Source organism: Nodosilinea sp. E11 (assembly GCF_032813545.1).
Taxonomy (GTDB): domain Bacteria; phylum Cyanobacteriota; class Cyanobacteriia; order Phormidesmidales; family Phormidesmidaceae; genus Nodosilinea.
In genome coordinates this window covers 2,785,410-2,799,862 of record NZ_CP136520.1, presented here as the reverse complement: position 1 = coordinate 2,799,862, position 14,453 = coordinate 2,785,410, and the positions used below count along the sequence as shown (strand labels likewise).

Here is a 14,453-nt window from a genome sequence, read left to right as displayed (position 1 = left end):
CAGCATAGCGCCCAGGGATGCTGGCCGTAGCCCCGAGAATTGTCTAGGGGCTTGACCAGGGCGCGGCTTCAGCCAGGGCAGTCTAAGGCTGGTCAGAAGCTACGCCTTCATCTTGGGGCAGGGCTTCGTTTAGGGCGGTGCGGGCGAGGCGGGTAATGTAGAGGGTGACGGCTACCGTTGCGATCAGGCCCACAATGCGAATGATCCACTGCACGGTGACGGCTTCGGGGGGCTGGCTGCTGTCGGCTCCAAGGGTGGCCAGGTTGCCCACCAGCGATCCCAGATAGACATACATAATGGTGCCGGGCAGCATGCCCACAGAGCCAATCACGTAGTCTTTGAGCGAAATTTGGCTCAGCCCCAGAGAGTAGTTGAGCAGGTTAAAGGGAAACACGGGGGATAGGCGCAGCAAAAAGATCAGTTTGCGACCATCTCGGGCGATCGCATTGTCAATCAGCTGAAATTTTGGGTTGTTAGCGATCTTGCTGGCCACCCAGCCTCGCGCCCCGTAGCGCCCGACCAAAAACGCTGCTGTCGCTCCTAGCATGGCCCCGACAAACACCAGGGCCGAGCCTTTGACGACGCCAAACACCACACCGGCCCCCAGGGTGACCACCGAAGCCGGTACAAAAGCGACGGTAATCACAATGTAGAGCAGGATAAAGGCCAGGGGGGCGATCGCCCCCAACCCGTCAATCCACGCCAGGGCGTTGACCAGCTGTTGCTGGAGCGATGCCCAGAAAGACGCCTCTGCCGCTGGCCCTTGAGCCAAGGTTTGAGCCAGGGCGGGAGCCATCGGAGCCATCACTAGGGCAATCCCTAACCAGACGATAAAGCGAAGCATGGCGGCGGATACCGGGCGTTGTTGGGGTCGAATAGCCATAATTTTAAGCGGGATCAGGGCAGGGGATAACATCGGAGCGGGATGGCCAGATTGGGGTGAAAGCAGTCAGGCAATTCACCTGGTTTCATTCAAGCGCCGTCATCTGAGATTGCCCTGAGAATCACCTAAGCCTGAAGACCGGTGCGTATCAGCCCTTTCTCAGACTGAGCTGATAGAGTCAAGATCAAGGCAGGACTGGTGCGTCTCTGCTTTCCCTGTAGGCTCATCGGTATGGCGTATTTTTGGCTCCAACCCATCACTCCCTTTCGCCACCTGCTACGGGGGGGGCGAATTGATCCGGGGTCACTGCAAACCCGCCTCACTGCCGGGGTAGTGCTGGCCTCGCTGGTTGGCATTGGCGCTCTGGCCACCTGGATGGGCTGGCGGATGCAGCAAATTATGCTCAGCAGTTACCGTCAGGGCACTGCCCTGGTGGCCGATCGCCTACAGGAAGACGTGCGCTACTACAGCGAGATGATGCCTCCCTCGGCGGCCCTAGAGCGGGTGATTGACCACCGAGCTACCGGTGATCTGGCGATCTGGGTAGAAACTTCGGGGGGCGATCGCCTGGCCCAGTCTGCCATTTTGACGATGGGGTCATGGCAAACCGCTGGGGTCAGCCAGGCTCTGCTGAGCACCCCCATCGCTCCGGGAACTAAAATTGTGTCGGTGCAGGGTTGGCGATTGGTGGTGTGCGCCAGCCCCCTAGAGCTAGCTGGGCTACCCCCCGCCATGCTCTACATTGCTGACGACATCACCGCCGACTATCAAGGGTTGCAGCGGCTGGTGCGCATGCTGCTGTTGGCCAGCCTTGGGCTGGTGAGCCTGTTGTCTCTGGCCTTTGCCGTTTATATTCGTCGCACCCTCAGCCCGATTCGCCAGCTCAACCACCTAGCGGGCCAGGTTACCGCCGACACCCTCGACCAGCCGCTCAGCCTAGAGGCGGCTCCTACCGAACTGCAAGAACTGGTGCGCACCTACAATTTGATGTTGACCCGTCTAGCCAAGGCCTGGACGCAGCAAAAGCGACTGGTTAACGACGTTTCCCACGAACTGCGCACGCCCTTGTCGCTGGTGCAGGGCTACCTAGAGAGCACTCTGCGCCGGGGGCACAATCTCACCGCCGCCCAGCGCGAAGGGCTAGAAATTGCTGCTGCCGAGGCCGATCGCACCACCCGGCTGCTGGGCGAAATTCTTGACCTGGCCCGGCTGAGCCATGGCCAGGAGGGGCCAACGTTAGCGGTGGCCGACCTCAGCGACATTGTGTACGAAGCCATTGCCCTAGCAACCCACGCCCTGACCAGCCCTAGCGATCGGGTCAAGGTGGTGATTGGCGACCCCGTGGTGGCTTGGGTCGATCGCCAAAAGCTGCGCACCGCCCTGGTCGAACTGATTGACAATGCCCTGCGCTACGGCGATCCCCAGCAGCCGGTGCAGGTGACCCTAGGCCGTCAGCCAGGCTGGGCCAGGGTGCAGGTGCAAGATCACGGGGTGGGCATTCCTCGCCATTGCCAAGGCGATATTTTTGACCCCTTTTTTCGGGTCGACGAAGCCCGATCGCGATCGAGTGGCGGCACGGGGCTGGGGCTAACCCTAGTGCGATCGCAGGTCGAAGCCATGGGCGGCAAAGTCACCGTTGAGTCTCACCCCAACCAAGGCAGCCGATTTACCCTCTACCTGCCCCTCTAGTTACCCCCTACCCTATCCCCCCTTACCCTTCAGGAGACACCCCATGGGCGCTCGTATTCTAGTCGTCGAAGATGAGGAAAAACTGGCCAAGTTTGTGCAGCTAGAACTGTCCTACGAAGGCTACGAGGTCAGCGTGGCCCACGACGGTCTCTCGGGGCTGATGGTCGCCCGCGATCAATCTCCCGATCTGATCATTCTCGACTGGATGATGCCGGGGCTAAGCGGAGTGGAGGTTTGTCGTCGTCTGCGCCAGACCGGCAACGCCACCCCAGTGATTTTGCTGACGGCTAAGGATGAGGTCAGCGATCGCGTTGAAGGCCTAGATGCCGGAGCCGATGACTACGTGGTCAAACCCTTCAGTATTGAAGAACTGCTGGCTAGGGTGCGTGCCCACCTGCGCCGCACCGAACCCCAAGATGCCGAAATGTTGGTGTTTGGCGATCTCACCCTCGATCGCCGCAGCCGCGAGGTGCGCCGAGGCTCTCGCCCGATCGAACTCACCGCCAAAGAGTTTGATCTGCTCGACTACCTAATGACCAACCCTCGTCAGGTGCTCACCCGCGATCGCATTCTGGAGCAGGTGTGGGGCTACGACTTTATGGGCGATTCCAACATTATTGAGGTCTACGTGCGCTACCTGCGCCTCAAGCTAGAGGCCGAGGGCGAAAGCCGCCTGATCCAGACCATGCGCGGGGTAGGTTACGTGCTGCGAGATTAGTGGCCCAGCCTATACCCCCCGATTCCCCAATGGCCAAACCGTAGAGGGCGCATAGCGTGCGCCCTGCTGAACCGGGGGTAACTTAGCTCTGCCATTCGCCAAACACAATCGATTGAGCCGCCTTGCCAATGCGCCCAAGGTCTTCGTCGAGCAGAGGTGGCCAGGTGACCCCTGCTTTTTGGCCTTGGGCATAGAGTTGGCGGCTTTCGTAGGAGAGAATGAATAGGGCTTTGACCAGGGTGCGATCGAGGGTAGGCTCGGCCTTGAGCCCTTCAAAGAGCACTTTGAGGCCGAGCAGCAATGAGGTCACCTGACCAGGCACCGGGGGTTTGCCGTGGCGCAGACAGGCGATGAAGGTATCGGGCAGATCGGCGGTGGTGCCTAGGGTTTGGCGCACCACAAATTCACGAGCAGTTTCAAAATCCATAGAGGTAAAACGGTAGCTGAATAAGGGTATTTAGCCCCGCGTGTGCTGAACATAGCGCGGCCAAAGGCCGTCTTGATCTGGCGTGGGTGGTGGCTACCCACTGACTGTCGCTATGTCTGCCCCAGTCTATCGCCTGGGCTGAGATGCGGGCCGCAGTTCCTCGACCGATGGCTAAGTATAGCGATGGCCATTGCGCTTAGGGCATCAGCCCCTGGCCTTCGCGATAACTGGGACAGCGCAATTTCGTTTCCACGGCCAGAGGGTTTCACTGACGGGGTTGCAAACCTTAGGCTGGCTCAATCAGCAGGGTGTTGCCCTGGCGATCGATCGGGCGAATCGTATCGCCTGGGTTAAAGCTGTGGTCTGCTAGGGCCGCACGGGCTGTCCAGTAGACCCCGTTAACGCGCACGACCCATTCCATGCCGGGTTTGACGACGGAATGAATCACTCCCTTGCCGGGGTAGAGTTTGCTGTCTAAAACAGTACTCATCGGCTGATTTAAGACGGACATGATTTACCACCTCCTAGTGCTTGTTAGTTAGTGGAGGAGAGGCAAATTATGTGACAGGTTGTAGTACGTTCTGTAACAAGAAGCCTGTTCCCTATGAAGAACAGACTAAAGTCTCGCGCCTCCCTTAGGAGATTTCTAGAAGAAGCCCCCCGCTGTATCCGGCGACTGTAGCCACCGTAGGATGGGCACTGCCCACCATTAGGGAGAAAGTTTTTCATAAGTCGCCTCAGTTGGGCTAGACGCAACTGTGTTGGCCTTGGGTGATTGCTGCAACCGCTAGCGTCAGATTCCCTGAGGCTATTCCACTACTAAGCGGGAGAGGCTGGTACCGGGGTAGTAGTTGCTCAAAATTTGGGTGTAGTTGTAGCCCTTAGTGGCCAGTTCCATCGCGCCGGTTTGGCTCATGCCGTTGCCGCCGTGGGCTGCCTGCACGATCGCATCCGACGCAGCGTAGAGCGATTCAACGATACCGCCGTTGTGGCTAATAAACTCACCCGTTGTGGCGACCACCGCTGCCTGGGTCGTGTTGGTTTCTTTGGCAATGCCCAAGTAAGCCTGGTAGCGCTGGGTATTGTCGAGATCGTAGGCCCGTTTGGCGTGGCGCACGTGGTGCACGAGGGCGTAGGATCGGGCGGCGACTGCCTGAGCTTTGAGGGCTTCCAGGGGCCAACTGACGTACATTTCGCTGCCGACGACGCTACTGAGGTAATCGTGCATCAGCACAAAATTGACGGCCATCAGGCCAGAGCCATCGGTGAGCAACAACACTCGGCCCTTGTACCAGCTATTGCCCACGTAGACGTAGCCGCCCTCGCCAGGCTCTAGCCAGACACTATTGCTGAGGGAGCAGCTACCCGCAGCTATCCCCGACCCCTGGGGGCGCAGCACCACGCTGCTCTGGGCGGGCAGATTGCAGTAGTTTTGACCGCTCAAATCCATCAAATAACCGTTGACGGAGGTGGCGACCTCTAGGGTTGAGGCGTTTTTGGCGAGTGCCACCCGCATCTCTAAGTTGGTATCAATGGTTTTGCTGGGGTCGAAGGCACTGTTAGCTGCCGCTGGGGCTGGGGGAGCTGCGGGCTGAGGCAGCGATCGCGCTGCTCCGGTAGTCGTAGCCTGGGGCTGGGCCGTTGCGGCCGCACTGGCGACAACGGGCTGCCCACTGGGTGGGGGGGCAGCAGCAGCGGCATTGGGGCTGGCTGTCTCCGGCTCAGCCGGAATAGTGGCTTGTACCAACAGGCGTCTAGCCCGATACAGATCAACAATTGACTGCCGCACCATGCCCGTGGTCTGCCAAAGGGCCGGGCTCAGGGTGCGGGGCTTAGCGGTGTTGTGGCTGCCCAAGGGCGATGAAACCTGCACCAGTAAGAGACTGGCAAAGGCCAACCCTCCAAATACTTTTAGGCGAGCGCCCTTCTCCCCGGTTACCCAGGGCGATCGCCCCAGAGAGCCGGTCTGCGGCCAGCGCAGATGGAGCGGCTTGAGCCGAACAGACTTGAGCTGCACCGACCCTAGCTTTGGCAGCCGAGCTTTCCAGAGATTTCCCATGGTGGTCGAACCCAACACCTACTCTTCACAATCAAGGTCAGCAGACCTGGCCAGTGGCCCAATACCTATCTAAAGATAAACGTTACCAAATGAATCAATCCGAATACTTTTTAATATATGTCTAAGGGAAGAGATCGCCTAGGGATAAAACACCTCGTTCAGAGCTTGCCAAAGAGGACTTTATACTTAACAAAAGAAAAACAGCAGATAATTCTGTGCTCTAGAAAGACTGATGTACAAGGATTTAGAGCAGGCTCAGCCCCCCACGCCAAATTATTTTTGGAACGTTGCGGAACTTTCTGGGGCATTTTAGCGTCGCTTAGAATTTTTTCTGGGGTTAAATTGAATAGGAGTTTGCGCTGAAGTCTAGAGCGGTGATCGGCGATAGGGATAGCCCGATCAGACGAGTAGCGCGAAAATCTGCTCAACGCATTTTTCCGCAGGGACTTAGCAGACTACGTCCCTGCGGAAAAAATAGATGCCAAACTGGCTTATACCGAATCCGAGTTCCATCACCCCTGATCCCCGACCGGTCAACCTGTGGGGGCGCAGGGCGTGCGCCCTCCGGAATCGGCGGTAGCCAGGCCGGATTTAGGATTAGTGGTTCGCCTACCCCAGTAGTAGGTGGTGGCCTTAGCGGCCTAGCCGCGCCCGTCCCAGCGCGGCCAGCGCCTTAGATCTCCGCGTCAGCGACAGAGTTGAGGCCCACAATGTCTTCGTAGGCCGCCGCCACAATGCAGACCGACAGCGGCAGAGTCACCAGTAAACCGATGCCCAGCAGCAGGGCACCGCCCAGGTTGAGCACGAAAATTGCCAGCAGCAGTGCAAAAAACGAAAACCATTTCTTGGTAATCAGCTTGCGGCTGGTTTCCATCGCTTGCCAAAAGTCTGCGCTTTTGTCGATTACTAGAGGTTGAGCAAACAAATAAGCGATCGCCAGATAAATGCCAGGCAACAGCAGAAACACAAACCCAATAGCTGTCAAGAGGGTAGACACTAGGGCTGTGAGAAAGATGGGTAAAAACTTGTTAAAACCCAGAAAGAAATCATTGAAGCTAACACTACGCCCCCTCGCTACCTGAAAGGCAACGAAGTAGTAACCGGCTGACAGCACTGGGGAAATCACGTTGAAGGCAACGTTCAAAATGCCTCCAACGCCGCCCTCTTCACTTCTTGCCCCTAGGGGAAATGGCAGTATGGCGATCACAACTTGGATTGCCACCAGCATCACGGTAAACAAGACAAAGAGCAGTGCTTGCTGCTTAAAAATTGACCACCCCCGGCCAAAGTAATCGCCAATGTTGACGGTGTAATCTCGACTAGATAAATCAGAGCTAAAGCTACTCATCGTCGGTCTCCAAAGCCACAAATAGTATGTGTAGAATATCGACTTCAGGTTGAGCCAAGCTAAAGTTGCGGCAAAAATTAACCTCAGGGAGGATGCGCTCCGTTATAACTTGTGCTGGCAAGGCTTACATTAGGGCGATCGCAGGCGCTGGGCTCAATCGACGACGGGGCTACCGTGGTGGTGGATCATGTACCACTGCCCAGCCATGCGCTCAAACCCGTTGGTGGCCATAGATTGGCCCTCTAGGCGGCGACCGCTGCTAATTTGCAGCACGTTTTCGATCAGCACTACGTAGGCCAGATCGCCGCTGACCTCGACAGTGAGAATGTCGATGTCTACCTCTAAATAGCTGGTGTTTTGAAAAATGCGCTCCCAGGCGTCACGGATGTCGGCCCAGCCCTTGAGGGCATCGCGCCCCGGATGAATGCACAGACAGCCCATGCCCTTTGACCAGACCGCTTCCATGGCCTCTAGGTCCTTCTTCTCAAAGGATCGGTAGAAAGCTTTGTTTGCGGCCAAGACCAGTTCGCGATCGCCAGCCATAGGGTCCTCACTGATAAGATACAGGGGCGTTTCCCTGCCTCCTGTCTTGAGCATAACCAACGGCGGGGGGAGGCAACCACCTCCGGCTCTAAAGTTGTAGGCCTGCATGCTAAAACTTGAAAATTTGTCGAAGCGCTACGGGACCAAGTCAGTACTGCACGACCTCACCATTACCCTACAGCCGGGGGAAATTTATGGCTTGCTAGGCCCCAATGGGGCGGGCAAAACCACCACCATTAACATCATCTGCGGGTTGCTCAAGGCCGATGGCGGCAGGGTCACCATCGGCGATCGCCCCGCCGGAGAGGCTACCAAAGCCTGGGTCGGTGTCATGCCCCAGAGCAACCTGCTCTACGGCAGCCTCACCTGTAGCGACAACCTGTTCTTTTTTGGCCGACTCTACGGTCTCTCTCGCCAAGATTGCCTGCGACGGGTCGATGTGTGCCTGGAGTCGGTCAATCTGTTAGCGCAAAAGCACACCCCAGTCGAGCGCCTCAGCGGCGGCATGCAGCGGCGGCTGAGCATGGCGGCTGCCATGATTCACCGCCCCAAGCTGGTGATTCTTGACGAACCCACCACCGGGCTCGATATCGAAGCCCGCCAAGAGCTGTGGCAGTTGATTCGCCAGTTTAAGGCAATGGGGGTAACGGTGCTGCTGACCTCCCACCTGCTGGATGAAGTGGAGCGGCTGTGCCAGCGCATCGGTATTTTAGGCCAGGGGCAACTGCTAGCCGAGGGCACCCTCGCAGAGCTGCGATCGCGCATTCCCGCCCAGGAGATCGTCACTGTGGAAACAGCGGATCCCAAGAGTGCGATCGCCCGGGCTCAGCAGCTGGGCTATCCTCACCGCCTCTACGGTGGCGATTTGGCGTTTTGGGTGCCCGATCAGCTCGAACTCAAGGATTTAATCGACCAATTTGCGGGTATTCCCCTCGACTCGATCGCGCGTCATCCCGTCAGGCTAGAGCATGTTTACCTCGAAGTGACGCGTCAGCCTGAAGCCTTGGTTAGGGCTTAGGTGTCGGGTATCGGGTGTTTGGTCAGAATTCTGCCTAACTCCAGACTGCCGACCCCCAACACCCCATGGCTACCCCTGACTAAACCGGCGGCTATACCCTACGCACAGGCCAGCCAGCAAAAAGGCTACGGCGGCGATCAGGGTCAGCAGCGCGGGGGCCAGGCCGCTATTGCTAAACAGCCCGCCTCCCAGGCTGGCGGCGAGGGCACCACCGCTGAAGTACGTGCCGGTACCCACCCCTGCCCGAGTGGGCGGCACCATTGCCAGGGCAAAGGGCAGGGTACCGTTAGACACCAAACTTAGGGCCGCCCCAAACAGGGCTGCCAGCACTACCCCTACCGCCGTGCTCGAAACTACCCCGACTAAAATCGCGAGACCTGCCATAGCGCTTAGCCCTAGCACCATCGCCCGGCGATTGCCCAGGCGACGAGCCATCTGCCCCGCCGGAATCGCCGTCAGGGCCAGGGCAATAAACAGCGCCCCCAGCACCAGGGGAACATTGGCTCCTGGCACTCTCTGGGTCAAGGCGGCTGGTAAGGCTGTCATCACGAGCCGAAAGCCCAAACCGACCCCAACACCAGCTCCAAAGACCAGCCCCAACGCCGCCCAGGGCAGCGAACTCACCCCTGGGTGAGCGGCCATGTCGGCTGGTATGCTAACCGGCATGGCGTCTCTGGGAGGCTCTACTTTGCGGGTTGGCCCAGCCCAGCGTAGGGTCAGGGATGCCAACAGCAGTACTCCAGAGCCTAGGGTAAACGCCACGAATGGCCCCAACCCCAAAATAAATGGCCCAGCTATCGGCCCCATGGCCCCCGACAGCCCTCCCACCAGCGTGAGAATGCTCGCCGCTTGAGGCAGCTGAGTGCCCATAGCGTAGCGCCCCAGCAGTGACAGGGCTGGACTGCGAAACACCGCCATCGCCATGGCCCAGGCCACCAGCAGCAGCGGCAACCCCCAGCGAAGAGGCCCCTGACCCCAGATCAGCGCCGTGGGAATCACAATAAACAGGGCCACCGTCAGCATTACCCCCAAACTAATCAGGGGTAAGCGAGTGCCGATCTGGTGCTGCATTTGGTCAGAAAAGGTGCCCATCAGCGGTTCGATCACCATGGCCAGCAGGTTCTCTAGCACCAGTAAGCTCACCGCCAGCCCTGGTGGAAACCCCAGCTGGGTGAGGAGCTGCACCAGATAGAGGTTGTAAATCACCCACAGCAGCGTGATTGCTCCCTGCATGAGCGCCAGCCCCCACACGGGTCCCCAGAGAATCGGTTTGGCTACGGGTGGGTGGGTCATCGATCGCTTGCGCCAGTGCAGTATCACGACCTTAGCGCTTCGACGACCATTGCCGCTAGCTTGGCCGAGGCTCCAGCTTCGCCCCGCACCGATCGCAGCGCGTGGCGCATGGTGGTCAACTGCTCGGGATGGTCTAAGTAGTCCACCACCTGGGCCGCTATGGTCTCGGGGTTGAGCGCTCCTAAGCGTTCGGGCACGACTTCTCGCTTGGCCCAGATATTGGGCCAGGCAAAGAGTTTTCCCTCCTTATATATTTGTCGCAGCACCAGAGTGTTGATCAGCTTGGCAAAGCCATTGCCGACCAAGGGCAGGTTGGCCAGCAAACCAGGAATGCCGTCCCAGGCTTTCATCACCTCTAGTTTTTGGGTAGGTAGCAGCACCATCATGGGCACGGCGAGGGCACCCAACTCGGCGGTATTGGCCCCGACGGTGGTAATACAGAACTGCATCAGCCCCATCACCTCGTAGGCGGGGTGCTCTTGCCACAGCAGCACCTCCAGGCCACTGGGGGTGCGCAGCCGAGGCAGGGGAGAATTGGCCTCGACGAGTTCTGCCGTCACTGCCCCCTCAAACAGATGCATATCGGGATTTCGCTGGGCATCGGCAAACTGCGCCAGGGCCGTCAAGGAGAGCATCGGCGCGACGGGAATGACAAACTGAGTCTGGGGGCGCAAGCGGTGAACGGCCTCAGCAATGCCCAGGCAAAAGGGGAGGCCGACAGTGAGTTTGTCCTTTTTAGATCCGGGCATTAGGCCGATTAGATCGTAGTCGGGCTGAAGATGCAGGCGATCGCACACTTCCTGGCGATCGCCTGTGCCCTGCACATCCGCCATCAGATCGCCAATCACCTCACACTTGGCCCGAAACTGGGCCGGTGCCGCCTCTACCACCGAGGCAGTCATACAGCCAAACCGATCGATCCAGCGGTGCCAACGGGCATCCCACTCGGCATAGATCACAGTGCGATAGCCCAGGCGTTTGCCAATGATCACAGGATAAATCTGATCGCCGCCGAGAAACAGCACGACGCCTTGGGGGTGCCAGTTCCAACTATCGGCGGTTTTGCCGGTCAGTAGAAAGGGGAAAAAATGCGCTGGCCCCTGTACGCGATCGACCTCTGGCAAACTGCGGGCCATCGCGGCCTCGCGCCCCGAGGCGTTGGCGCAGGGGGCCAGTACGACGGAGATGCGCGCCTGGGCTGGATCGGGCAGCATCGCCCGTAGCGCCCGCACCACCGGGCGTACCCAGGTCGAAATCTCCCCCGGTCCGTTAGAGAGAATCACAATATCGCTGGGGGCCGCAGCCCTGGTAGAAATGGGGTCAACGCTCATTAACGGGGGATGCCTCCTGGAGATGCGGCTAGGCGAAAAGCTGCTAGGGATAGCGCTAGGCCGAAGTGGGCTAGTCAGAGCCTGGGGCCAAGCAGCAGACTCCCACACTCAAATCCCCATCATAGGGATTCTCCGGCGGTAGTTTCTCACCAGCAAGGCCGGGATAGTCCACAGCCAGCGCTCGCCCTTCGGGCAAATAGCCGGGCAACGTTGCTTTGTGTAATACAACGATACGTAACTTAGGATACAAGTTAGGTTTCTCAGATTTAGGTTCCTAGCTGCGATCGCTCTCATAGACGCATGCAGATTCCCAGGGCGTTTGTAGAATCAGAATTCTCTGAAGGCTATAAAAAGTTGCATCTGGAAAACTAGCGTTTTCCCCGCACTCATTTCTGAGAAAGCTGATAAGCACTGTTACAATCTGCCGACTTCATTCAGGATCGTTGTCGGTGCCTGATCCCGGTGCTAAGGTCTGAGTCAATGGTTCAAAAGGTCTTTCGCTAAGGAGAGCTAAAAACCATGACCCAAATTCAGCCATTCAGGCTTTAGGACAGTGCCGCGCCCCCCGAGGGGTACCTCTAAAGCCAGCGTTACCTAGGCGATCGCACCCTCACTCGCCTAGACACAACCAAGCCGCTAGCTAGCCCCGCAAGGTCTTCAATCCTTTGGCCTGTGCTTCCCGTTGGCCAATAACCTACGCCCAAATTTTCGATTACTGTTCGAGCCCGTTACTTAACCAATACTCGATCACGCTGATGTCTATTGCAGACTCAGCAGGAGGTTTCCCATGGATTTTTACGGTAAAACCGCTCTGGTCACCGGAGCGTCTCGCGGCATTGGCCGCGCCATTGCCCACGCCCTAGCCCGTCAGGGTATGCAGCGTATTTTGCTGGTGGCCCGCAACGCCCAGCGCTTAGAGGCCGTCGCCACCGAGGTGCGGCAGTTAGGGGCCGAGGCTGTTGTGCTGCCGGTCGACCTGAGTGACCCCATTCAGGCCAATGTGGTGATTGCCCGCGCCTGGCAGCACCACGGCCCGGTGCATCTGCTGGTCAACTGTGCTGGGGTCGCCCATCAAGTCCCATTTTTGCAGGCCAAGCTACCCCAGGTGCAGTCTGAAATTTCGACCAATTTAATCGGCCTCTACACGGTCACCCGCTTGGTGGCCCGCCGTATGGCCGTGCGCCAAGAAGGCTGCATCGTCAACGTTTCGAGCCTGATGGGTAAGGTGGCGGCCCCCACCATGGCCACCTACTCAGCGACCAAATTTGCGATCGTGGGCTTTACCCAGGCCCTGCGTAGCGAACTGGCCCCGCACCGGGTCAGGGTCGTGGCGCTGTTGCCCTCCCTGACCGACACCGATATGGTGAAGGGCTTCGAGTGGTTTCGCGGAGTGCAGCCCTCAACCCCAGACCAGGTAGCGGCCGCCCTCGTGCGGGGCCTCAATCGAGGCCAGGCTGAGATTTTGGTGGGTTGGCAGAGCCACGCCGCTATCTGGACCCAACGGTTGGCTCCTTGGCTGATCGATCCTATGGTGCAGCTCTTGGCACCCCCTAAGCCCGAACCCCAGCGGCGACCAGTGCGATCGAGCTAGAGCGTTATCTAGGGGTTCACAAATGGTGTGCCCCTACTGCACCGCTGCGGTAGTGCCAAAAAAGTCGATACGATAATCGGTAATGGTGACCCCAGTGCGGGCCTCGATCTGCTCGATCAGGTCGGTTGGCAGAGTCACCTGAATGTCGATGATCTCGTTGGTATCGAGGCAGTTGACGTGGCTGTGGGAGTCGCTGAGGTGGCCATAGAGACGACCATCGGCGCGTTCAACGCATTCAATGATGCCCTGCTCAGAGAGAGCATCAAGGTTTTGGTAGACCGAAGTATGGCCAATCTCCCGACCTTGCTGGTTGAGGCGATTGTAGATTTCTCGGGCGGAGAGGTGCTCCTGATGCTGCCAAAGCAGTTCTAGAATGTAGCGTCGTTGCCGACTCAGCCGCATGCCTAGAGACTGGCAGCGCTCAATAGCCGCTTCCAGCGATGTAATGGGAGAGGTGAGCGCAGCTTGATCATCCATAGTGGAAGCGTTAATTCATACTCAGTACCACTTTAACTTGTTTGAAAGAATCGTGTCCATAACTACAGGAACTACAGCCTTTGATCCCGCTCAGGTGTGAGCCATGGCTCTGCGCTTATCTGTCCTCGGCGCTGGGCCATGACCTCGCGAGATCTTGATCGAGTTAACGGCAACTACTGATGCGATCGCAGCCTAGTGCGACGTCAAGCTAAACCTCGCGGCCCCCTAGGTGGGGGCGGCGGACAAAACCCAACCGCAGCAAACCTGGTTGGTTTCCCCTCGGGCATGTGCGAGGTACTTCCTAAACCCATTCAACGCTTCACTCACAATCTATAGGCCAATATCTCTGCCTTTGGATAAGACAAGTCCCGACCTACAGTCGATTGCATCGACTCAGTCAATCAGTAGGGTTGAATCATGAGTTCAACGGAGCTATTTCTTCAGGCCATGCTGTGGATTGGCGACTGTTGAATAGCAGTTTTTACTATGGAAGTTTAACTAGCATGACTATTAACGAAGAAGCCCATGTTCATCCTCACTCCGACAGCAATCCTGATCCCATTACCGGTGAGCAAGGAGCTCGCCCGGTAGGCACTGGGGTAGGAGCCGTTGGGGCAGGCACAATTGGTACTGCCGTTGGCGTAATTGTCGGTGGCCCGGTTGGCGGTGCGGTAGGGGCCGTCGTTGGTTCTGTGGCTGGAGGCTTACTCGGTAAAGGAGTGGCAGAGACCCTCGACCCCACCATTGAGGACCACTACTGGCGTCAGAACTACAGCAGTCGTCCCTACATCGAGCCTAACTATACCTACGACGATTACAGCCCCGCCTACCGTACAGGCTACGAAGGCTACTCAACCTACTCGCGCCAAGGCCTCTCCTATCAACAGGCTGAGCCCCACCTAAAACAGCGATATGAAGAGCAGTATGGTGCGGGTCGCCTAGGTTGGGATCGGGCTCGATACGCCAGTCAAGATGCTTGGCACCGGCTCGAGTACGGTGCTGCTGCTACTGACAGCGATCTGAAGTAGGCGGCTAGCTGAACTTAGGGTGAAAGGCGCGATCGCGCCTTTCACCGG

Annotated in this window: 14 protein-coding genes; 5 read left to right on the top strand and 9 right to left on the bottom strand. The window is 58.2% G+C overall.

Features of this window, described 5'->3' with window-relative positions; genetic code table 11:
- Positions 1–82: 82 nt before the first annotated feature.
- Positions 83–883 (bottom strand): TVP38/TMEM64 family protein, encoded by an 801-nt coding sequence (locus RRF56_RS14700; RefSeq protein ID WP_317033917.1) that lies wholly within the window; start codon positions 881–883, stop codon positions 83–85.
- 231 nt (positions 884–1,114) lie between these two features.
- Between RRF56_RS14700 and RRF56_RS14695 the strand changes: the two genes are divergently transcribed.
- Both RRF56_RS14695 and RRF56_RS14690 read left to right on the top strand, forming a co-directional pair.
- Positions 1,115–2,572, top strand: a complete 1,458-nt coding sequence (locus tag RRF56_RS14695; RefSeq protein ID WP_317033916.1) for a HAMP domain-containing sensor histidine kinase — start codon at positions 1,115–1,117, stop codon at positions 2,570–2,572.
- 43 nt (positions 2,573–2,615) lie between these two features.
- Positions 2,616–3,290 carry a response regulator transcription factor gene (locus RRF56_RS14690; RefSeq protein ID WP_317033915.1) on the top strand — a complete coding sequence of 225 codons (675 nt, stop codon included), beginning with the start codon at positions 2,616–2,618 and terminating at the stop codon, positions 3,288–3,290.
- Between the two features lie 82 nt (positions 3,291–3,372).
- On the opposite strand, the gene RRF56_RS14685 is transcribed toward RRF56_RS14690, so the two are convergent.
- The 5 genes from RRF56_RS14685 to RRF56_RS14665 all read right to left on the bottom strand — a co-directional run bounded on the left by RRF56_RS14685 (position 3,373) and on the right by RRF56_RS14665 (position 7,667).
- Positions 3,373–3,717 carry a Dethiobiotin synthetase gene (locus RRF56_RS14685; RefSeq protein WP_317033914.1) on the bottom strand — a complete coding sequence of 115 codons (345 nt, stop codon included), beginning with the start codon at positions 3,715–3,717 and terminating at the stop codon, positions 3,373–3,375.
- Between the two features lie 286 nt (positions 3,718–4,003).
- A complete protein-coding gene (locus RRF56_RS14680; protein ID WP_317033913.1) occupies positions 4,004–4,228 on the bottom strand; it encodes an NfeD family protein in 225 nt (74 codons plus the stop codon).
- A 297-nt stretch (positions 4,229–4,525) separates the two neighbouring features.
- The gene (locus RRF56_RS14675; RefSeq protein ID WP_317033912.1) at positions 4,526–5,776 is read right to left on the bottom strand and encodes a SpoIID/LytB domain-containing protein; all 1,251 of its coding nucleotides are present in this window, start codon (positions 5,774–5,776) and stop codon (positions 4,526–4,528) included.
- A gap of 673 nt (positions 5,777–6,449) precedes the next feature.
- Positions 6,450–7,124: a hypothetical protein gene (locus RRF56_RS14670; protein WP_317033911.1), complete on the bottom strand. Its 675-nt coding sequence runs from the start codon at positions 7,122–7,124 to the stop codon at positions 6,450–6,452.
- A 153-nt stretch (positions 7,125–7,277) separates the two neighbouring features.
- Positions 7,278–7,667, bottom strand: a complete 390-nt coding sequence (locus RRF56_RS14665; RefSeq protein ID WP_317033910.1) for a nuclear transport factor 2 family protein — start codon at positions 7,665–7,667, stop codon at positions 7,278–7,280.
- A gap of 106 nt (positions 7,668–7,773) precedes the next feature.
- Here RRF56_RS14665 and RRF56_RS14660 point away from each other — a divergent pair, with 106 nt between their 5' ends.
- Complete coding sequence (locus RRF56_RS14660) at positions 7,774–8,685, top strand: ABC transporter ATP-binding protein (RefSeq protein ID WP_317033909.1); 912 nt, start codon at positions 7,774–7,776, stop codon at positions 8,683–8,685.
- Between the two features lie 69 nt (positions 8,686–8,754).
- Here RRF56_RS14660 and RRF56_RS14655 read toward each other — a convergent pair whose 3' ends face one another.
- Both RRF56_RS14655 and RRF56_RS14650 read right to left on the bottom strand, forming a co-directional pair.
- Positions 8,755–9,978 carry an MFS transporter gene (locus RRF56_RS14655; protein ID WP_317033908.1) on the bottom strand — a complete coding sequence of 408 codons (1,224 nt, stop codon included), beginning with the start codon at positions 9,976–9,978 and terminating at the stop codon, positions 8,755–8,757.
- A gap of 23 nt (positions 9,979–10,001) precedes the next feature.
- The gene (locus RRF56_RS14650; protein ID WP_317033907.1) at positions 10,002–11,309 is read right to left on the bottom strand and encodes a lipid-A-disaccharide synthase; all 1,308 of its coding nucleotides are present in this window, start codon (positions 11,307–11,309) and stop codon (positions 10,002–10,004) included.
- A gap of 787 nt (positions 11,310–12,096) precedes the next feature.
- Here RRF56_RS14650 and RRF56_RS14645 point away from each other — a divergent pair.
- Positions 12,097–12,900: an SDR family NAD(P)-dependent oxidoreductase gene (locus RRF56_RS14645; RefSeq protein WP_317033906.1), complete on the top strand. Its 804-nt coding sequence runs from the start codon at positions 12,097–12,099 to the stop codon at positions 12,898–12,900.
- Positions 12,901–12,933: 33 nt separating this feature from the next.
- On the opposite strand, the gene RRF56_RS14640 is transcribed toward RRF56_RS14645, so the two are convergent.
- Positions 12,934–13,377, bottom strand: a complete 444-nt coding sequence (locus RRF56_RS14640; RefSeq protein WP_317033905.1) for a Fur family transcriptional regulator — start codon at positions 13,375–13,377, stop codon at positions 12,934–12,936.
- Between the two features lie 503 nt (positions 13,378–13,880).
- Between RRF56_RS14640 and RRF56_RS14635 the strand changes: the two genes are divergently transcribed.
- Entirely contained in the window at positions 13,881–14,405 is a 525-nt protein-coding gene (locus RRF56_RS14635; RefSeq protein ID WP_317033904.1) for a hypothetical protein, read from the top strand.
- Positions 14,406–14,453 lie beyond the last annotated feature (48 nt).